This window comes from Desulfitobacterium dichloroeliminans LMG P-21439 (genome assembly GCF_000243135.2).
Lineage (GTDB): Bacteria > Bacillota > Desulfitobacteriia > Desulfitobacteriales > Desulfitobacteriaceae > Desulfitobacterium > Desulfitobacterium dichloroeliminans.
Genome location: NC_019903.1, coordinates 658,386 through 678,810, shown reverse-complemented (window position 1 = coordinate 678,810; position 20,425 = coordinate 658,386). Strand labels below are relative to the sequence as shown.

23 protein-coding genes and 1 riboswitch are annotated in these 20,425 nt (G+C 41.7%); of the genes, 5 read left to right on the top strand and 18 right to left on the bottom strand.

Annotation, left to right across the window (positions count from 1 at the left end):
• Positions 1-270 precede the first annotated feature (270 nt).
• The 10 genes from DESDI_RS03135 to DESDI_RS03090 form a co-directional block, all read right to left on the bottom strand.
• Positions 271-1,875 carry an IS1182 family transposase gene (locus DESDI_RS03135; RefSeq protein ID WP_015261184.1) on the bottom strand — a complete coding sequence of 535 codons (1,605 nt, stop codon included), beginning with the start codon at positions 1,873-1,875 and terminating at the stop codon, positions 271-273.
• Between the two features lie 164 nt (positions 1,876-2,039).
• Positions 2,040-2,717, bottom strand: coding sequence for a Crp/Fnr family transcriptional regulator (locus DESDI_RS03130; RefSeq protein WP_015261183.1), 678 nt, complete (start codon positions 2,715-2,717; stop codon positions 2,040-2,042).
• A gap of 141 nt (positions 2,718-2,858) precedes the next feature.
• Positions 2,859-3,605: an ABC transporter ATP-binding protein gene (locus DESDI_RS03125; protein ID WP_015261182.1), complete on the bottom strand. Its 747-nt coding sequence runs from the start codon at positions 3,603-3,605 to the stop codon at positions 2,859-2,861.
• 54 nt (positions 3,606-3,659) lie between these two features.
• On the bottom strand, positions 3,660-4,679 hold the full coding sequence (locus DESDI_RS03120; RefSeq protein WP_015261181.1) for an ABC transporter substrate-binding protein: 1,020 nt from the start codon (positions 4,677-4,679) through the stop codon (positions 3,660-3,662).
• Positions 4,680-4,740: 61 nt separating this feature from the next.
• The gene (locus tag DESDI_RS03115; RefSeq protein ID WP_015261180.1) at positions 4,741-5,520 is read right to left on the bottom strand and encodes an ABC transporter permease; all 780 of its coding nucleotides are present in this window, start codon (positions 5,518-5,520) and stop codon (positions 4,741-4,743) included.
• Positions 5,492-5,788 carry a thiamine-binding protein gene (locus tag DESDI_RS03110; protein ID WP_015261179.1) on the bottom strand — a complete coding sequence of 99 codons (297 nt, stop codon included), beginning with the start codon at positions 5,786-5,788 and terminating at the stop codon, positions 5,492-5,494. The genes DESDI_RS03115 and DESDI_RS03110 overlap by 29 nt, the downstream gene beginning before the upstream one ends.
• A 94-nt stretch (positions 5,789-5,882) precedes the next feature.
• A riboswitch (TPP riboswitch) is annotated at positions 5,883-5,988 on the bottom strand.
• 53 nt (positions 5,989-6,041) lie between these two features.
• Complete coding sequence (locus DESDI_RS03105; protein ID WP_041219241.1) at positions 6,042-6,821, bottom strand: TPM domain-containing protein; 780 nt, start codon at positions 6,819-6,821, stop codon at positions 6,042-6,044.
• 86 nt (positions 6,822-6,907) lie between these two features.
• Entirely contained in the window at positions 6,908-7,465 is a 558-nt protein-coding gene (locus DESDI_RS03100) for a LemA family protein (RefSeq protein ID WP_015261177.1), read from the bottom strand.
• Positions 7,466-7,574: 109 nt separating this feature from the next.
• Positions 7,575-8,414 (bottom strand): undecaprenyl-diphosphate phosphatase, encoded by an 840-nt coding sequence (locus DESDI_RS03095; protein ID WP_015261176.1) that lies wholly within the window; start codon positions 8,412-8,414, stop codon positions 7,575-7,577.
• Positions 8,415-8,548: 134 nt separating this feature from the next.
• Positions 8,549-9,421 carry an MBL fold metallo-hydrolase gene (locus tag DESDI_RS03090; protein ID WP_015261175.1) on the bottom strand — a complete coding sequence of 291 codons (873 nt, stop codon included), beginning with the start codon at positions 9,419-9,421 and terminating at the stop codon, positions 8,549-8,551.
• Positions 9,422-9,545: 124 nt separating this feature from the next.
• On the opposite strand from DESDI_RS03090, the gene DESDI_RS03085 reads away from it, so the two are divergent.
• The 4 genes from DESDI_RS03085 to DESDI_RS03070 all read left to right on the top strand — a co-directional run bounded on the left by DESDI_RS03085 (position 9,546) and on the right by DESDI_RS03070 (position 12,010).
• Complete coding sequence (locus DESDI_RS03085) at positions 9,546-9,971, top strand: universal stress protein (protein ID WP_015261174.1); 426 nt, start codon at positions 9,546-9,548, stop codon at positions 9,969-9,971.
• A 12-nt stretch (positions 9,972-9,983) separates the two neighbouring features.
• A complete protein-coding gene (locus DESDI_RS03080; RefSeq protein WP_015261173.1) occupies positions 9,984-10,907 on the top strand; it encodes a diacylglycerol/lipid kinase family protein in 924 nt (307 codons plus the stop codon).
• Between the two features lie 136 nt (positions 10,908-11,043).
• A complete protein-coding gene (locus tag DESDI_RS03075) occupies positions 11,044-11,427 on the top strand; it encodes a hypothetical protein (protein ID WP_015261172.1) in 384 nt (127 codons plus the stop codon).
• A 169-nt stretch (positions 11,428-11,596) separates the two neighbouring features.
• Positions 11,597-12,010 carry a YkvA family protein gene (locus tag DESDI_RS03070; RefSeq protein ID WP_015261171.1) on the top strand — a complete coding sequence of 138 codons (414 nt, stop codon included), beginning with the start codon at positions 11,597-11,599 and terminating at the stop codon, positions 12,008-12,010.
• An 89-nt stretch (positions 12,011-12,099) separates the two neighbouring features.
• On the opposite strand, the gene DESDI_RS03065 is transcribed toward DESDI_RS03070, so the two are convergent.
• The 8 genes from DESDI_RS03065 to DESDI_RS18375 all read right to left on the bottom strand — a co-directional run bounded on the left by DESDI_RS03065 (position 12,100) and on the right by DESDI_RS18375 (position 18,194).
• Positions 12,100-13,425 carry a PhoH family protein gene (locus DESDI_RS03065; protein WP_015261170.1) on the bottom strand — a complete coding sequence of 442 codons (1,326 nt, stop codon included), beginning with the start codon at positions 13,423-13,425 and terminating at the stop codon, positions 12,100-12,102.
• A 406-nt stretch (positions 13,426-13,831) separates the two neighbouring features.
• Complete coding sequence (locus DESDI_RS03060) at positions 13,832-14,470, bottom strand: PrsW family glutamic-type intramembrane protease (protein ID WP_015261168.1); 639 nt, start codon at positions 14,468-14,470, stop codon at positions 13,832-13,834.
• Positions 14,463-15,230, bottom strand: a complete 768-nt coding sequence (locus DESDI_RS03055; protein ID WP_015261167.1) for a hypothetical protein — start codon at positions 15,228-15,230, stop codon at positions 14,463-14,465. The genes DESDI_RS03060 and DESDI_RS03055 overlap by 8 nt, the downstream gene beginning before the upstream one ends.
• 250 nt (positions 15,231-15,480) lie before the next feature.
• Complete coding sequence (locus DESDI_RS03050) at positions 15,481-15,735, bottom strand: hypothetical protein (protein ID WP_015261166.1); 255 nt, start codon at positions 15,733-15,735, stop codon at positions 15,481-15,483.
• Between the two features lie 227 nt (positions 15,736-15,962).
• A complete protein-coding gene (locus DESDI_RS03045; RefSeq protein ID WP_015261165.1) occupies positions 15,963-16,397 on the bottom strand; it encodes a hypothetical protein in 435 nt (144 codons plus the stop codon).
• Between the two features lie 183 nt (positions 16,398-16,580).
• Entirely contained in the window at positions 16,581-17,015 is a 435-nt protein-coding gene (locus tag DESDI_RS03040) for a hypothetical protein (protein WP_041219238.1), read from the bottom strand.
• A gap of 137 nt (positions 17,016-17,152) precedes the next feature.
• Positions 17,153-17,353: a GGDEF domain-containing protein gene (locus tag DESDI_RS18525; protein ID WP_051015651.1), complete on the bottom strand. Its 201-nt coding sequence runs from the start codon at positions 17,351-17,353 to the stop codon at positions 17,153-17,155.
• Positions 17,334-18,194: a sensor domain-containing diguanylate cyclase gene (locus DESDI_RS18375; protein WP_051015649.1), complete on the bottom strand. Its 861-nt coding sequence runs from the start codon at positions 18,192-18,194 to the stop codon at positions 17,334-17,336. Before DESDI_RS18375 ends, DESDI_RS18525 begins: the two co-directional genes overlap by 20 nt.
• A 373-nt stretch (positions 18,195-18,567) precedes the next feature.
• Here DESDI_RS18375 and DESDI_RS03030 point away from each other — a divergent pair, with 373 nt between their 5' ends.
• Complete coding sequence (locus DESDI_RS03030; RefSeq protein WP_015261163.1) at positions 18,568-20,007, top strand: transposase; 1,440 nt, start codon at positions 18,568-18,570, stop codon at positions 20,005-20,007.
• Positions 20,008-20,425: the final 418 nt, after the last annotated feature.

The window sequence follows — 20,425 nt, the reverse complement described above, 5'->3', positions numbered from 1 at the left end:
ACTATTTTATTCTGATAAGTCTATACTATTATAATTTTCAGATAACTACTGTCGGCTTAGCGACACAAAAGCAAATTGCCGGGATATTATCTAGGAGAAACAAAAGCAAAGAAAAGGGAGTGTCGCAAAACTACTTTTTAGAGTAGTTAGCGATGCTCCCTTTTCCTTCTTGGATAAGACTTTAATTACAAATATATATTCTTTCAAATTTTGTTAGGTCCGAACTAAATTTGAGTACACAAAAATAAGCCTATGGTTTTCAAAGATTTTTTAGGCTGTTTTTAATGGATGAAGTGGCTTACCTATTCTTTCATTTTGTATTTTGGCATGAAGCTTATTCACGTTATAGCCCAAGCACAGCAGCATAAATTCTGTCTTTACGTTACTTTTTCCTCGCGTCAAAAATCGGTTGAAGTTATAGTCGTTTTTTAGAACGCCAAATGCTCCTTCAACCTGAATTGAACGGTTAACTCTAAGCAAGATTCCTTCTTCCGTTGTGATGTTTTCATAAGATATCTGACGTTTTTCTACAAACGTTTTAGATACCTGCATCTTCCGATTGCCCTTCGCCTTGGTACAGCGGCTTTTATGCGGGCAATCACTGCACTCTTCACATTCATAGACGGTTATTTCTGAACGATAGCCAGTTGCTGAGGTTCGGTAGGTAATCCCCACAGGCTTTAGCTGTTTACCATTGTGGCAGGTATATTCATCCGTCTCCGCATTATAAAACATATTTTCTCGTTTACCGATGTTCTTTTTGAAACTCCGCTTTTTCCATTGTTCATAGGTTTGAGGTTTTATGTAGTAGGTCTGCTTTTGTTTTTCGAGATAAAGATAATTTTCTTCGCTCTCATATCCGGAGTCTGCAATCACATTTTCATAACGCATCTTTAATCGAGACTCCATTTCCTTTAAGAAAGGAATCAGGGTGGCTATGTCATTTCGGTCTTGGAAAACTCCAACTCCAGTGACGTACTCACTTTCTACACCGATCTGTACATTGTAAGCAGGCTTTAACTGAGCGTTGCGCATATGATCATCTTTCATATGCATGAAGGTCGCATCGGGGTCAGTCTTGGAGTAGCTATTTCTTCCCTCAAACAACTGGTTATGAGCATTGTATTGTCCCTGGCGGGCAGAGAATGCTTGCAATGCTTCTGTAAACTTTTGCAGCTTTGATTTCCGTTTACCAATCCCGTGAACAAACTCAAGCTGCTCCTGCTGACGTTTCTCTTTTAAGTACGCTAACGCGACGTTTAGGTCCGCGAGCAAGCTCTCTTTAGAGACTTTGAAGTCAGCCTCATAGGTAGCGTTCATCTCCTCTATGCATGACTGAATCTTTTCGAACATCTTCGCTTCGTTTTTGTTAACGGCCTTTTTCCAGACAAACGTGTAGCGATTAGCATTGGCTTCAATCTTTGTTCCATCGACAAAGAGGTTCTTAAATTCTATCTCATTGATGCTATGTAGATAGTGAAACATTTGATAAAAAAGATCGTCGATACATCCTTGGAGATAGTCTTTTCGGAAACGGGCTATGGTGCTGTGATCGGGAGTTTTATTGCCTTCCAGTAACCACATAAAGTTAATATCCCTTTTGCAGGCGGATTCAATCTTTCGGCTAGAATAGATATTGTTTAGGTAGGCATACGTCAATACCTTGAATAGAATTTTAGGCTCAACTGCAGGTTTTCTTCCAGTGGAAGAGTAGGCCTTGTAAAGTGCGTCGTAATTTAATCCCTCCAAAATGTGGCTTAGCAGTCGAACGGAGTCATCCTCAGGTATTAACACTTCAAGATTAAGTGGCAAAACTAGTTGATAGATGCCACCGAATTGAGTATAATTCTTATTGTATGATTTGGTTTTTTGCATAACTCAATTATACAATAACTGTGGATCTTTCGGGATCCATAGTTTTATTTTTACACAAAAAGGGCTGTTGCTCGACGAACTCTTCTGTTCGTTTTGCAACAGCCCCTTTAATCGATATACTTTGGATTAACCACATGAGAATTTATTTCCATAAAGCGCCTACCTCATGAATGGTCGTGGCTTACTTTCACCCATAGCTTTTCGGGTTTTAATAGCATCACATGCCCCCGATGCAGCTCAAGAATCCCCTGCTGTTCCCAATGACGTAATATTTCATTGATAGTTTGGCGAGTGCTTCCACTCAAGGAAGCTAATTCCTCATGGGTAAGATGAATGGTATAACATTGTTGCTTCATTGTTATATTTTTAGCCTGCAAAGTTCGCCAAAACACGCGGGCCAAGCGAGATGCTGTTTCGCGAAATGCCAAGTCAGCAATCAAGTCATTGGTCAAGCGTAATATCGTCCCCAGCAGACGAACTAAGCGTCGGGCAACTTCAGGTGACTCATCCATTATGTTGCGAAAATCAGCCATACTAATATAAAGGACCTCTGTTTTTTCAATTGCCGTTGCCATGGCCAAAGAATGTTCACTGTAAACTTCCCCAACTGAAAGGAGTGTAATCGTAAATTCTTTACCGTCCTCAGATGAATAAGCAATCTTCACCTCACCAGAGAGAACAAAAAAGATTACATCCGAGCCAGGAGAGGAAAAAACTAATCTCTGTCGCTTGGCAAAGCTTTTCCCCTTAAAGTACTTTTTCCAAGACTCCAGCAAAGCTGGCGGCAGTCCACTAAAAAAGGGGAAGATCCCCAGATCAGGTATGTTATTCGGGTAGGGCATGGCTCCACATCCCTTCTTGGCTAGCATACCAAAAATGCACTTAATAATCTGACAATAATATATCTAGATTTCTATGAAAACACAAGAAGTCCTTTATTAAAAAATACCCAGACACTACACGCAGTGCCTGAGTAATAAACATTATAGGCTTAAAAGCTTTCTGATCTGTCGTTTGTATCCCATGAACTCATCAGATAATAGAAACTCATCTCCACGAGGTCGAGGGGTATCGATAAGGATTTCATGAGCAATGATTCCAGGCGGACCTGTCATGATATAGACTCTGTCGGAAAGCAGGATTGACTCGTCAATATCATGAGTAATGAATAAGGTAGACATATTGATGCGATCCATGAGGTCCAAGTACCATCGGTGCATGGCACTCTTCGTGATGGCATCTAAGGCAGAAAAAGGTTCATCGAAAAGGGCTACTTCTTGCGAGAATAAATACGTTCTCAGCAAGGCTGCTCGTTGTCGCATCCCCCCAGATAACTGGGTGGGATACTTCTTAGCAGTCCCCTCAAGGCCGAAATCCCGGAAGTGGCTGGCAGCCTCCTCTCGAGCCTGGACCTTCTTCATACCCCGGATGAAAAGGGGTAAAGCCACATTATCCAATACTGTTAAGTGAGGCTGCATGAGGTCCTTTTGCTGCATATAACTCACTTTACCGGTCTGCCCCGTGATGTCCTGCCCCTCCATCAGCACTTGACCAGAGTCTGGGACTTGCACACCGGCAATTACATTAAAGAGTGTACTTTTGCCAATGCCACTTACCCCGAGCAGACTCACCAGTTCCTTTTCACCCAAGTGGATATTAATATCTTTGATGGTTAATTCACCCGCATAACTTTTGGAAATGTTTCGTGTTTCCAGCTTTATCTTACTCATTATAACTCCATTTTTTGTGCGTTTCCGCACCTACAATCTTGTCAAAAAAGCTGTCTACTTCGATAGGTAATCATTGGTAAAGCCTTGACCAGCCTCGATCTTCTTGGCGATTAGCTTGTTATCATACATCCATGCATAGAAGTTATCCCAACGACTCTGATCGATATAGCCCCATTGCTCTACTTCAGCTTTATACTCCTTAGCTAAATACTCTTGGCTAGCGGCGACGAGCTCCAGATCCAGTTCCGGTGCGTTTTTAACAAGAATGTCTGCTGCTTCTTTAGGTTGGGCAATCGCATATTCATATCCTTTAGCAACAGCTGCTAGAAAGGCTTTAGCCGTTTCTTGGTTTCCTTCTAAGTACTGAGGGCTTGCCGCAATAACTGGTGTGTAAAAGTCTAGGACAGGATCGATATCCTTGAACGCGAAGAAGTTTGTTTCTAAGCCCTTAACCTCTGTAGCTACACCGTCCCAACCAAAATATACCCAAATGGCGTCTACATCAGTTTGTAAAGCTGAAATGACATCGGTTACCGTACTAGGAATCATGTTGATCTCATCATAGTTGCCGCCATCCTTCGTGACAACTTGTTTAATGATGGCTTTCTCTACAGGGGAATCCCAAGTCGCATAGATCTTGTTCTCCATCCCTTTGGGGCTAGCAATTTCTTTTTCTTTTAAGGAGATGATTCCGGAGGTATTATGCTGTAAAATGGTCCCTACAGCCACCACATCGAGGGGGCTGTCTGAGGTAAGAGCTGAGGCCAGCTCCTCTTGGAAGCTGACACCGAACTCTGCCTTTCCGGCAGCTATTAAAGATAAAGCTCCGCCTTCAGGTGGTTGAACAATTTCTACATCAAGGCCTGCTTCTTGGAAGTACCCTAATTCTTTAGCTACATAGAGACCGGTGTGGTTAGTGTTGGGAGTCCAATCGAGAACAAAGGTAATCTTCTTATTTTCTGTCGCCCCTTGCTGGTTATTCCCGGTGTTTCCGGCATTATTCTGAGCGCCACAACCAGTTAAACCTAAAACCATTAAAACACTGATCATTATAGCAATAAATCTTTTCTGCATCTCAACATTCTCTCCTTAAATGGGTGTAATATTATCGTTTGTTTTTAACAAAGCACTATGGTTATGCTTCTTTTTGCACATCCTCAGTCTGAAGCCAAGGCATGGCTCTTCGTTCGATGAGCTCCACGCATTTCATAAGCACTAAGCTCAAGATGATAATGAGGAAAATCACGGCAAACATTTTATCAAAGGAATAGGATTTCCTGACCCGAGTCATATACACTCCCAGACCACTATTCCCCCCAAGCCATTCCGCGATGACTGCCCCCACAATGGAATAGGACACCGATATGCGCAAGCCGGAAAAAAAACCGGGCAGAGCGTTGGGTAACTTAATATAACGATAGATTTGCCACTTTTTCGCCCCCATAGCGCGCATGAGATTCATGGCATCTTGATCCGATGACTTAAATCCTCCTAAAAGAGCGATCGTCATGGGGAAAAAGCAAGTCAAAACGATTAGGGTAATTTTCGGTGCCATATCGAAGCCCATCCACAGCACCAACAGGGGCGCGATAGCTACCGTGGGAATGGTCTGAGTGATAACCAAAATGGGATGAAGGGCTTTATAAAGGCCCTCAAAACGATCCATCAATAAGGCAATCCAAAAAGCTAGCAAAATACTGATAGTTAGTCCCACAAAGGCCTCAGTCAAAGTAATCCGTGCGTGTATCATCAAATCAGGAAAAGAGCGTATCAAAGCACGGACAACATCCCCGGGGGAGGGCAACATGAACTTAGGCACGACTTCCAAGAAGGTCACCGCGTACCAGATTAATAATAAGCCTAAGAGTACAGCCGCGGGATACAGTCTATTGGTGATGCTTTGTAACCTTTTCATCGATGGTCAAGATCCCGCCTTCCGGCCTATAGCTAATTTTTACATAGGACATGACACTGGGAGCTCCTTCTTCAATACAGATTAGTTGGCACCGTTTGACCATTTCCATCAGTTGATCGTACTCTCCTTCGATGGTGGTTTCAAAAGGGCCCACATAAACATTTAACCCTGAGGATTTTAGGTATTGAATCACCTTATCCACCACACGGATCACGTCTTTCCCTTCTACAGAGGGTAACACTTGAATGGCAACACTGGCGTTAATCATTTTTCTCATTCTCCTTTTTAGATAAAACTTAATAAAAATAAAAAACCTTCTGCTAGCAGAAGGTTTCATTAATAAATCATAAGTGCATAAGCAGAAGCTCATACATCTTAGTCCCTCCGCTAGCATTACCTAGATCAGGTCTAAGGGTCGGAAACACTCGTTTCCCTCTCAGCCGTTCCACAGCTCCCCTATCCATATTCTCTTACTTTGTATCATATCACCTATCAAACAAAGGTGTCAAGAAGCATCTATCCTACCAACGTCTCGTGCTGCCACCGCCACCGCCAGAACCACCGCCGCCTCCGAAGCCTCCTCCACCTCCACCGCCACCACGGCCGCCTCTCATCAGCATGCCAATAATCATGCCGAAGATGAAGCCGTTGAAATAACGATGATCAAGATAGAAGAGAAAAACAAGCCCGATGATACCGAGAATTTTGACCCCTAGGGGCAAGGCAGCTAATTGATCGAATTCATCTCCAGAGGAAGAGGAAGATGGGTAAAGAGCTTGGGGTGAGCGGCTATCCAACACAACCTGGTACTCCGCAGCCACTTCCTGGATAAAGGCAAGATACCCGTTCAGTATCCCCTGATCATAATTATCTTCTTGGAAATACGGAATCATATATTCATCCTGAATCCGGCCCGTCTTGGCATCAGGAAGAGCTCCTTCCAGTCCATAACCGACCTCGATTCGAGAAACCCGCTCTTTGGGGGATACTAGAATCAACAAGCCATTGTTGAGTTGCTTATCACCGATACCCCATTCCCTTAAAATGGTTAAAGCGTACTCCTCCGGCTCATACCCGTCCAAATCATTGGTGGTGACTACCACAACCTGGGCCTTGGTTTTTTGGGCTAAGGCTGCAGAATTTTGGACAATGGTTTGCTCGGTAGCGGGATTCAATACATTAGCTTGATCTAATACAAAAAAGTCACGAGTAGGTTGAGGGATAGAAGGGGCAGCTTGTAATGGAGCTACTAAGGAAAGGAAGAATAGTACCAATGCAGCAAGTAGATGTTTTTTCTTCATGTGCTTCATTCCCTTCCTTTAAGCTATATCAATCTCTAACCTATACCTGTTGCACTCTTTTCCAATACCCTATACAGCATGGGAGTCTATTTTGAAAAATCGACAGTCGGTGTTTCTTGGGCACCTGCATCCGCTTTAAAGTATTCACGCTCATCAAAGCCAAGGATTCCGGCGTAGAAGGCCGTTGGTATGCGTTTGATCTTCGTATTGTAGGTTTGGACCACATTATTATAATCCATACGAGTTGTCGCAATTCGGTTTTCCGTTCCGGCCAATTCATCCTGCAAACCCCGGAAATTAGCATCAGCCTTGAGCAGTGGATAGCTCTCCGATATGGCTAACAAACGGCTTAAAGCACTGCTCAGTTCAGCATCAGCTTCGGCAGCCTCGCCGACGCTACCTGCACCAATCAAGCGTGATCTCGCATCCGCTATGTCAGTAAACACTTCACTTTCGTGTTCAGCATACCCTTTAACGGTGTTCACCAAGTTTGGAATCAGATCTGCTCTACGCTGCAGCTGGTTTTCCACCTGGCTCCAACTGCTGTCTACCGTCTCGGAAAGAGTGACTAAGTTATTGTAACCTGAGCTAAGTATCATACCCAAAATGAGAATGATTCCTACGGGGATTAACCATTTCTTCATTACGATTCCTCCATTCGTATAGTTCCCTTTTCATCTTCACTTTTTTTCCACACTCAATTATACCATTTCAAGGTCATATTACCTATTACCGCACAAGAGGATTCTTGATCTACAGCATCTGCATTGAAAAATAAAAGATAACAATGATGCCCAAGATAATTCGATACCACCCGAAAGCCTTAAAGTCATTCTTCTTAATATAGCCCATCAAGAACTTTATGGATAGAATGGATACAATAAAGGCTACAACCATGCCGATCAATAGAATCATTATTTCTTGTCCGGTAAAGTTAAAACCAAACTTTACTAACTTAAGAGCGCTCGCACCAAACATGACAGGAACAGCTAAGAAGAAAGTGAATTCAGTGGCAACTGTACGGGATACCCCTAACATAAGCCCTCCCACGATAGTAGCACCGGAGCGGGATGTCCCGGGAAAAACCGCAGCGATCAGCTGGAAAAGCCCAATCATTAGGGCAATCGGATAAGTAATCTGCGCAAGATGATTGATGCGTGATCGTTTACCCTTATTCTTGTTTTCAATGATAATGAAGAGAATACCAAATAAAATCAGCATAATTGCAACTGTCTGGTAATTGTAAAAGAGGGCATTCATCTCATCGTCATATAATAAGCCAATCACCGCAGCGGGAATGCAGGACACGATAATCTTCATCCACATCTCGATAGTCTCTCGTTTTACTGTAATTCTATTCCCCGCACCTCCCTTTTGAACCGAAAAGGGATTGAGCTTATGCCAATATAACAGCACGACAGCTAAGATAGCTCCCAGCTGTATCACCACGAAGAACATTTCCATAAAAGCATCGGACATATTCAGCTTAATAAATTCATCCACTAATATCATGTGCCCGGTGCTGCTGATGGGCAGCCACTCGGTAACTCCCTCAACAATACCTAAAATAATCGCCTTCAAAATCTCGATCAATTCTACTGTTCCTCCCTAATATAATTAATACTTCCCTCTAGGCAATTCATAACCCTATTATAACTGATGAAATCTCGATATAACCTTGTACATTTTCTTAAATTTTTATTAAGACTTTATACTTTGAAAACACTCTAGTCCACATTCTCAGCCTGAGACTTAATTATTGCATTAATCATGCCTCGAGAATTAATCTGAAAAGCAAACAGAGGTTGTTCTACATAATATTCTTTACTGCGAAAAACGTTTTCATATTCCACTAAAATCTCATCGACTGTATAGCCTAATTTCAAATAATGGAGTACTAATTGACGAGAGTATTCTGCAACATCAAGGCATTCCTGCCAATAATCCGGCTTAAGCTCTTGGTCGATCATTCCATAATGGGGGGAATAGATTACCTTGGGATTGAGAGCCTGGCATCTTTGGATGGACTGAATCGCTTGATCATAATCTACGATAAAGGACGGAGATATCTTACCTGATTGGTTCATAACACCCAAAGATTCACTGCCATAGAGAATCTCATCATTAATTAAAAAGGATAATGTACAACGGGTGTGTCCCGGAGTTTCTATGACCTTGATCTGTGTATTTCCTAAATCAATACAACGACCTTCAACTACCACTGTATCGATTTTCATCAGTTCATCATTGTATTCCTCGATGGTTTCCCCCGAATACATTTGGGCAGCTTCACTACTTAATTCCCGAATTGATTCCAGTGCACTTGGTCGTTCTAAGATTCTTAAGTCATATTCAGAACCCATAGCCTCTAGACTAGGCCATTCCTTTTTTAAGTAGGGCAGAGCTCCCACATGGTCATAATGAGAGTGGGTAATAAAAACATAATCCAACCGACGTCCTTGAAGAACGCCCTTTAGATTATCAATTAAATCCGCTGCACTAAAAGCCATGCCACAATCAAGCAGTGCCGCCTTTCGATCCCCCACAACAAGGTAAGAGTCTCCACCTACCCCACCCCTAACATCATATAGGGTATTCATCTTACAATCACATCCATTTAAACATTTCACCGTTTAGTATAACAAAGTTGACTTAACTTTCCTATGAGTTAATGTTAGAATGAAAGGAAGTGGACAACTTTAAAGATAAGGAAGTGAATTGCATATGACCAAAATCTTAGTACCTGTTGATGGATCCGCCAATTCAGACAAGGCTATTCGCTATGCTCTTACTCTAGCTGAAGGAAAAGCCGATTTGCTTATCTTCCTAAACATTCAGCCGAATTACAACAACGCACCCAATGTAAAACGTTTTGCAACTCAGGAGCAAATCAAAGATATGCAAGAAGATGCTAGCAAAGAAGTCCTCGATCATGCTCTGGAAATTGCTAAAGATTCAGCGGTCCCCATCCAAACTAAGATGCGCATCGGCGATCCCGGTCGGGAGATTTGTGCCGAAGCTGAAGAAAGCGCCATAGATAACATTGTTATGGGTTACCGTGGCCTAGGTGCCGTTAAACGGGCCATTCTTGGGAGCGTTGCAACCCATGTGCTTCATGAGACGCCTTGCCCTGTAACAATTGTTCCATAAGAGGCTATTGACATGAATAAAACCCCCTGGTTTGCCATTGTAAATCCCGCATCTGCAAACGGTCAAACGCGCAAAATCTGGCCCAAAATATACAAACGTCTTATCGATCAAAAAATCAATCTTGATTATGCTTATACGACCAGTCCAGGGGAAGCTACTACACTAACTCGACAAGCCTTGCATAACTATACACGAATCCTATCTGTTGGTGGAGACGGCACCCTAAACGAGGTGGTAAACGGCCTTTTTGAGAATCAACAACCCGTTAATTCGGAGGCAAGTCTCGCAATTTTCTCCCATGGAACAGGGGGAGATTTTCTCCGCTCTCTTAACCAAAGCCGCGGACTTCCTTCTCTTCTGGAGGTTCTGCACCGAGAGCAGATTACTTCTGTGGATTGTGGACTTGCTCAATACCAAGATTCTTCCGGTATCCTGCACCACCGTTATTTTCTTAATGTAGCGGATGTGGGCCTAGGGGGAGAGACCGCCGATCGCGTCAATAAGCGCAGTAAATTTCTTGGCGGAAAACTTTCTTTCCTTCTTGGCAGTCTGATGAGCATTATTGCTTATAAGAATAAGAATATGAAATGCGTTATTGACGGGGAAGTTGTCGTGAATGGTCCCACCAACAGTATTATGATCGCCAACGGACGTTACTTCGGCGGCGGGATGATGATTGCTCCTCACGCCGAACTAACCGATGGTCTCTTTCATATTACTGTGCTCGGAGACCTCCCCATCAGCAAAATTTTACGTCATTTGCCCAAAATTTATCAAGGACACCACCTAGATATTTCTGGAGTCTCAGTCTATCAGGGTAAGGAGATTTCCATTATCGCCAATCCTTCTGCTTTCCTAGAGCTCGATGGAGAGCATCCTGGCTTTACACCTGTGCATTTTTCTCTGATTCCCCAGGGAATCAAACTTTGGACCTAGCTCAATGGATGGTACACTCAAGGAAAGTGTACCATCTTTATCTTTAAAGAATTTTCAAAATAAACCCTAAAATCCCTACTTCGTTTAATCGCTGTATAATGAACGTAGAAATTACAAAAAATCAGAGGTGTTATGAATGTCTGTGACTATCGATGAAAAAGAAAAGATGATGAAAACCTGCCGCGAAATTATAGAACTCTGTGATCAGCCTTTTGTTTGGGAAGACGACGGAATCTATGAATCTGAACAAGCTAAACATCCCTTTAACCTTTTCTTGCCCCATGAGCAGATCTCTCAAGAATTGAATACCCTTTTTGAAAACTTCTCCGGCACATCCTATATCTACGACCAAGTAAAAGCCGTCTGCACTTTAGAGGCAGAATGGTATGAATATGGAACCTACGGCTTAGATCGTGATTTTACCAGAGTATTAAGCCGCTATAGCCTCAAGCCTGAATATATAGAACCTATCAAAACATATTTCAAAAAGAGACTTAGTGAGCTTGAAACCCAGAATTAAGCTAATACTATAGAATTCCGAAAGAGGAAGTGGCAGAGACAGTTGATATTTCTCAAGCCATTAATATTAAAAGATCATGGCCATAAGGGAGAACGTTTTGCTCAGATGATTGAGCGCCTTTCCTTCGAAACTTGTGGAAAAGGCCATGTTCGGCTAGGAGGACAAGTCGATGCACATTGGACAAAATCTTAAGGAAAAGATAATAGCTAAATTTAATACGTTCCAAGATGAAGCCAAAAGGACCCTCCTCAATCACGATGCAACCCAGGAAAGACTCAATGCTGTCTTTGCTAAGGCAGAGAAGCTCAATATCAACACCGGGCCCATTAATAAGGTCTACCAAGATATCCTCCTATTAATCCAAATCGTCAAAGCTTATATCACGAAAGAGTATCGTGATATCCCTACTGGATCCATCATTGCTATCTTTGCCGCTTTAATCTACTTCCTATCCCCTATCGATATCCTTTTTGATTATATCCCCGGAGTAGGCTATGTAGATGATATGTTCGTTCTGGGCTTGGTACTCAAGCAAGTGGATTCCGATCTGCAGAATTTCCGGAATTGGCTAAATAATCGTTAAACCAGCGACTTCGCCTTTTTGGATATATGCTTTAAAGGCAACAAGTGCGCAAGCAGTGCTTACGTCGCGAAGCCAGGTTTTCTTTATGCTTAAAGTAACTGGGCAGCGCGGGCTGCCAGTTCGCTGCGCTCTCCTTTGAGCAATCCTACTTGACCATAGAAAGACTGTCCCTTTAGTCGGGAAGCCACATAGGCCAACCCGTTGCTTTCTTTATCCAAATAAGGATGGTCGATTTGATCCGGATCGCCGCAAAGAACGATTTTCGTTCCCTCACCGGCACGAGTAATAATGGTCTTGATCTCGTGAGCGGTGAGATTCTGGGCTTCATCAATGATAATAAACTGATTAGCAATACTTCGGCCTCGAATATAGGTAAGGACTTCGATTTCCAGCTGCTTTCTTTTTTTGAGCAAATCCACAGTGCTTTCCACCAAAGCTTCGCTGTCTTTATCGCGAAGCTTATCCTGCTTTGGCCGCAATAAGAACTCTAGATTATCATAAATTGGTTGCATATACGGACGTACCTTATCCTCTTTTTCGCCGGGCAAAAAGCCAATATCCTTCCCAAAGGGGATCACCGGCCGGGCACAGAGGATTCGCGTATAGAGATCCTGATGTATGGTCTGCTCTAAGGCGCTGGCCAAAGTGATTAAGGTTTTTCCAGTACCTGCAGGCCCCATGAGGTTAACTAATTTGATTTGAGGGTTGCTCAAAATGCCTAAAGCCCATGTTTGTTCAATATTCTTCGGGACAATTCCCCAATGATCCTTATTGCGACTATGGAGCTTGATTAGCTTTGTTCCATCGCAGGAAACGATAAGGGGTATTACAGTGCCATCACTGAGCAATCCTTTGGCACAGCTATTAGGCAACTTTGGTTCAATTAAGCTGATATGGCCTATCTGATAGAGTCCATTTACCTCACTATCTTTTAGTTCAAGCTTGATTACATCATCATTTAAAGAAGTGAGGCTGATTTTATCATTGTAGTAATCTTGGGTTTTGACAGAGAGGGCATCCGCTTTCACACGCATAGCGATATCCTTGGTTACCACAATAACGGGTCGCTCATCTTCACGGCCTAAATTCAAGGCCACAGCCAATATCCGATTATCCGGCAACTTAATGTCTGAGTACAGTGGCAAAGGATTCTCCGAGTAATGGTTGAGCTCGATTCTGAAGGTTCCACCATCGGGTAGGCTCACCCCTTCGGCAAGTTGTCCGTTTTGCCTTAGCTGATCAAATAGGCGTATGGCTTCGCGTGCTGATCGACCTACCTCATCGAGAAGTCTCTTCTTGTTTTCCAGTTCTTCTAGTACTGCGTAAGGCACAATCACCTCATTGTCATCAAAATTGAAGATTGCCTTAGGATCATGAAGTAGGACACAAGTATCAAGCACAAACACCTTTTGCAAATTCTCCACCTCGCTAAATTAAATTATTCTGTATTCTGTCAACTCATAGGTAACCTTTTCATTCGTTGCTGTATAAACTCTAATCAATTGATACATTTCTTCGCAAGAAACTTCTCCGTAAGCTAAACTATACATTTGCGTCCTCCTCGTACTTATTCTGACGGGTCATTTTGGATAATACATTCCTATTACTAATATAAAGCAAAAAGCGAGTCCTAATGCCACTAGGATACTCGCTTTTGTGTTTGTTTCTTAGATCGAATCTTTTCTCTATAATCTCTACGTCAGATGAACAAAAACATTAAGCTAACCTCCTACTCTAGACATGAACTGGAATCGAAGGAAGCGCTTGATACAACCAATGAATTCCAAAAAGAACTTGAAAAAAAACTTGTTGTTATTTAGGCTAAACCTTATTGTCTTTACTATCCCCTTTAGAACTTAACACTACAAGTCCCATGAGATAAAGTACACAAGGCATCAACATAGCAATGTTTTGATAACAGGAAGTTATATAAAGATTATATAATGCATGGATCGTTACAGACAAAGTGAATAGCCCGAAAAGGATGGGCCAAACCGAGCCATCGAATTTTTTCGTCATAGTAAGACCAAAGCCGACCATGCCAGTGGTTATTGCATGAATCAAACAAGAAGTCACACTGCGAGTGATAACAAAGAGGACGGGTGACCCATCCCCTGTCATATGACTGAAAAGATACACATAGTTTTCCTGGATTGAAAACCCTATCCCTGCGGCAATCCCAAAATAGGCAAAAGGAATGTTCGTTTTTCCCGGTCTTAATATAAAGTAACCTAAAGGAAGAGCTTTAGTAAATTCCTCGACAATAGGAGCCCAAGTAATAGAAAGTTCTCGTGTATCAATGACCAAAATCCTCACGAGAGTGTTGTTCAGGGTTAAGGAGAGTGCAAAGGCAATCAAACCCCATGTGAAAAACAGCATCAGCAGTTTGTTCTCCCCTTTAAGGATAATGATTAAAAATGCAAGTGGTAAAATAGTTCCTACAAAGATTGCTTCACCCATCAGACATCTCCTCAACTTTCATAAATCCATAGGCAGTTAAGGAAAGAGCTATCGGGAATAAGGCCTCTGTCGTCAGGGTATATCCCTCAGGAAATAAGACCGCACTCAGCATGTATATGATATCACTCAAACACAGTAAGCCAATACCCGAAAGAAACAGCTGATACTTAGGCAGAGTGTAAATGGGCTGAGCCTTCCAAAGCAGATAGACAATCGCTAGAGTCATTGCAAAATTGTCGAGGTTGTGTACCTGCGAACATTCACCTACAAGGGCAATAAAGATTGGAACGACCAACAAGGCAAGTGGCCAAAGATCTCGGTATTTTATTACAATGGTATATTTAGGTATCCTGTTTGTGATTGTGCGCATTACCCCAATTAAAAAGAAATAAATACTAATAAAACCTAAATCACCGATTGATAGGCAAGGTATCATAGGCCCTTCTAACAGAAGATAAGAGAACCAATAGAGTTGCCCTAATGTCCAACTCAGCACCCCCAAGGCAATCCCCAATACTAAATAATATTCTTGGCTAAACCGAGCATAAACGAGAGTTTGGATCCCGATGATTAAACCACAGAACAATTGTATAGCATTGGCTACCTTATTAAGCTGCGCGAAGGGCATAGCATGGGACAAAGCATACATATAAAAAAGCACTGCCCAAAGCATTGTAAAAACAAGAACAGCCTTAACGGTAAGAAGCAACCATTCTTTTCTTTTCAGGATCCTTTCAACCACTTGATCCCGTGAAATCATGATAATCCCCTACCTTGATAATTCTACACAAAACATATCGACTGATTATTCAACATAATTTCCTAATTCTAGGGTCAGAATTTATCTATCCCTAATTTATATTATGGCATAGAAATCATAAGAATGTTATAATTTTCACAGATTTCTAAATAATTCTTTTGAATTATCCCATATTAATTTCTTATAATTAAAATAAGCCATCCCCCGATTTGGGAGACGGCATCAGTAGCATTTTATTCGCTTAACAAGCTTAACTATTTACAGCAATATTTTGGCTGGTCCGGTTTGCAATATGATTCATAACCTTCGTGATGGTAGCAGGCGAATTCGTCAATCTTACAACACGGTATTCTCTGGAGGTTTCGCCAAATAATGCTTTGAGGACGTTCAAGACTTGTTCTTTTAGATTTGAAAATTTGCTCTCAGCATTGAAGTTATGCTGATCAAGCTTGGAAAGCTTCTTAATCTCGCCATGAAGGGTTAGAAACTCATTTTGGAAACTCATAACAACCTCTTTCTTTCTCACTCAGTATTAACATATAGTTTGCGCACAACATTTGCACGCAAGGGGTATTGTAACAAGGATGGATATTGTTGTCAATAGTTTTTTTCTCTTTTTTTACAAATTTTAATTATTTCGGATTTTAAAGGAAGTAAGCTTTAAGATGCATCAAGCAAAACCCCGGGGAAACCAATTCATCAAGGTTCCCCCGGGGTTTTGCAATAATTATTCTATGAAGTTTCTTGAACATAATAGTTTTCAATCAGCCACAGTTCACGAACCTTTTTAACCTCAACAAGATAATTCATAGTTTGAGAAAAGGCTACCCCATTTTCAGTTCCTGACCCTTGAACAGCACACTCAACTTTACCAGAAGTATCAGAATCGAAAGATATATTTCCAATCTCTATAGAATCGAATTTTTCAGTGAGCTGTATTTCCGCAAATGATTTTCTGTATTCTGGGAAAATCATTTTCAATTTCTCAGCAAATCGATCTGTCGCATACTGAAGCTCAGCTTCACCATCCCAAGTGCTATAGTCAATAGTATAAGATGCTCGAAAGTAATCTTCCACTAACTGCCCAACAGCGACCTTCTCTACATCTTCTGAAAAAGCGGTTTTTTCAGAATTACATCCGGTAAGGGCTACAGCCAATAATAGCATGGTAATCAAAAAAAATACAATCTTCTTATTAATAATATACCCCCCTATACTGCATATTCTTATCTAGTTGATTGTGAACATTTACATTATATCAAGTGATCCCTTGCTAATCAATGTGCTAAAAAACTGGACCCCGTCATTGACAGAGTCCAGTGAAGAACGCTTTGCAATTTCATGAATTATTTATTGAACAGCATATTTACTTATCAACCATTTTCCATCTGTTTTTTGAATCTCAAGGAAGTATTTACTCTTCTGCGTGAAGGGCGTCCCACTTTCTTCCCCAGATGCTTGGACTAGGCAAACGACATAACCCGTTGCTTCCGTTTTTAAAGATATTTCGTCTATGACAAGAGAGTCCAACTTTTCAACAAGTTGCTTCTCCGTAAATGATGTTTTGTATCCCGGAAACGTCTCTTTTAGCTGTTGCGAAAGCTCTGGAGTCGTATATTGAAGTTCTGTCTCACCAGTCCAAGTCCTGTAATCAAGAGTTTGCGACGCTTCAAAGTAGTCTTTCATCAATTGCTCGATAGCAGGTTTTTCAGTCTCTAGGGTGGTGGTGGTGGATCCTGAATTACATCCAGTGAGTGCTACAGTTAATAGTAGAATGGTCATCATAAAAAAAGCAATCTTCTTACTAATAGCAAATACCCTCCTTATTAGTATTAATTATTTGTGAAATCTTTGTCATTATATCAATAGCTATAGAAATAATCAACGTTTTCGGGGAGTTCTTTAATTCAACCTGTATCTTTTCACGATAATACAGTTTCAGACCTGTTTCTGCCTTCATTCTTCGCCTTATATAAAGCAATATCCGCCCTCTTGTAGATCGTGTCCATGGTGTCACCCTCAACATACTGCGCAAGGCCTAAGCTTATGGTGATTTCCCCAACATGTTTGAAGCTATGAACTTCAACAATTTTTCTAATTTTTTCAGCTCTCAAAGGCAACATCTATCGATTCAGGAATGAGTATTGCGAATTCTTCTCCTCCAATCCTGAATAGTAGATCAGACTTTCTAATATTAGCCCCTACAAGATTGGTTAATTCTAATAAGACATAATCACCTACATCGTGGCCCAATCGATCGTTAACTCGCTTGAAATAATCAATATCATACATGATCAGTGATAATGGCTTCGCGTATCGTTGGGATTTTGAAATTTCCAGTTTTAAATATTCGTTAAAGTGGCGCCGATTATACACATTGGTCATTTCATCTCTATTGACTAAATGCTCCAGCTTATCTTTGACGTATTTCTTTATCAAAAGGATGATCAGCAATCCCAATACTAGATTCATCGCAAAAAAGGCATTGCTAATCTGATAATTGATGAGCTTCCTCTCACTGACAATCTGGGATATCAAGACCATGCTATTAGACTTTTCCCAAACTTCTTCACTCTTATCAATTATTGCTTGTCTGATATCCTCAGATGGATTGCTTCTGTAAGCATAGATCATCTGCTTTAATTGCAGCCAGGATAGGGATAGATTATCTAGAGCTTGATCAATCTCATGATCGTCATCATACACTACTATTTTGTTTTCATTGAATTCTTGAATTCTTGAATCGATCTCGCCAATTATATCGTCCCTTGCCGTACCTTGGGCTTCAAGCTTCACCAGACGCTGTAGCGATCCTCGAATAATACCCAATTTATTGATGATTTGAGCATCAGACCTTATCGTATGCGTTAAATAAATAGTATAGATTCCACCGCTACTCAGCAAAACCATTAAGCACACAACGGCAATAATAAGCACGGAGGATCTCGTTGTCTTACTTCTCATGGGTCATCCCCCCATTCTTATAGGTTGGTCCCAATATTAATAGTATTCTGATATAATTCATCTTTTCCTTTGAAATATCCTTTAATTTCAACTAAATCTTTATAAATTTTCATTACAAAAAAGGGCTGTTCCCGTGATGGTAACACCCCGACAGGGCAAATTCCCAAACGTGGGTCTGTTGACAAAAGCACAGAAGCTTATCAGCCAATATCAAGCCGTGGCAAGTTTGTTCAAAACCAAGTGTTTTTAGGACATACCATTTAGCTGAGCCAATATCAGAAATCGGCTAATATTTAAATTTATCACCGGAAATCTCCAGAAATCGAGAGATATCACCCTCAAACGTGGTATAATAGAGTAGGGGGTGGAGCCAATGATGAAAGAGGAAAAACAGAAACAAAACCGGATGCTTTGCGTCTTTATGGAGAACCTTGTTCCTAAAGGGCACTTTCTGCGCAGGTTGGACGCAGCGATAAACTTCAGTTTTATCTATGACATCATGAGACCGTTATACAGCGATAAAGGAAGACCATCGATTGATCCGATTGTTCTGGTAAAGATGCTCTTGATCGGCTACCTCTACGGAATAGACTCTGAACGGAGGTTGGAACAAGAGATTATTGTGAATAACGCCTATCGCTGGTTTCTAGGCCTTGACTTAGAAGATAAGGTTCCGGATCACTCCGTTTTCTCCCAAAATCGCAGACGCCGATTTAAGGATACAGAAGTATTTCGGGAGATATTCACCACCGTGGTTGAGCGTTGCGCTGAAGCGGGACTCATCGGAGGAGAATGTGTTGTCATGGATTCAACCCATCTCAAAGCCAATGCTGCTAACGGTCATGCGGAGAAAGTTATCCTTATGGAAGGTCCCAGTGACTACTGGCTTAAGCTTAACGACGAGCATGGTGGTCATATCCAGCAAAAATCAGAGGCGGCCGACATCACTTCGACGGTAAAAAAGAAGTCCCTCGCCGATCCTGAAGCAGGGTGGATGCACAGACATCCCAAGCCGGCTGGCTTTCACTACCTTTGCCATCAAAGCTCAGATATCCGCTATGGCATCGTAACCGATGTCCATGTCACGCCAGGGGATGTGACCGACGCACCTTATTGTGTCGAACGGATAGCTTACCAAAAGAAAGAATTACGGCTTCCCTTCCGTTATGCCGGATTGGATAGTGGTTATGATACAGTGGCTGTTCATCATGGTTTACATCAGCTCGGAGTAAGAGCTTATATCCCTATTAACCCCGGTCATACAGCCCATTGGCGTAAAGAAAGAGGATTATTTGCCATTGAGGATTTCCACTATGATGCTCTGAATGACTGCTACATCTGCCCTAACGGCTGTACGCTGCGTTACATAGGTGTAAGAAAAGTACGATACAGAGTGGGCAAAAATTATGTCACACGATCAGAAGATTGTAAAAACTGCCCGTTGAAAAGCCAATGTATTGCCGGTAAGGCTAATTATAAAGAAGTCAGACGGGACTTCTATCAAGAGGATCAGGAACGCCATCACGCATTAGTGGGAACAGCCTTATACCGCTACATCATGCGCAAGCGGCAGATAATATGCGAAGGGAATTTTGCTCTTCAAAAACGATGTCACAATCTAAGGTTCACTCGGAAGCGAGGCATTGAGAAAGTCCAGGAACAATGCCTCTTTTCGGCGATGGCCCTGAACCTAAAAAGACTGGTAAAGTATGGGGCAGCACCGCTAAGGCCGGCTGTCGCATATCCGCGTGTTGGGCTGATGATGTTGGGGCTGCAGAAAAATCTCTCAGTTAACTTTGCTAATTGTCCTTAATAGCTATTATTTACCCTGTTTGTCAACAGACCCACGTTTGGGAATTTGAACTTACACCAAATATGAATACTCCGGGTCAAAATGAGCCTCGATTCCGGGCTGTGAGAGCCACATTTCTGGAATTTCAGAGCCACCATTCTGGATAGGGAGCCACCTGATGTTATTCCGCGAATGTAGAATAACTGGAAGTTCACTAAATGGGAGTTTAGCGAACATCCCTGTCGGGGTAAAGACGCAATCACCGAAATTCTTTTCTATTCCTCAGCGATCTCCTCCAAATAAATTTATGCAGGTATCATTTAATTAGGCTATTGTATCTTTCAGGGCCTTTTTTGAATTTCTTGTCCAGTATAAAATGAAGCGGAACTAATCATAATAAATGCGAATAATAAAATTCTATATTTTACCTTTATCGCTA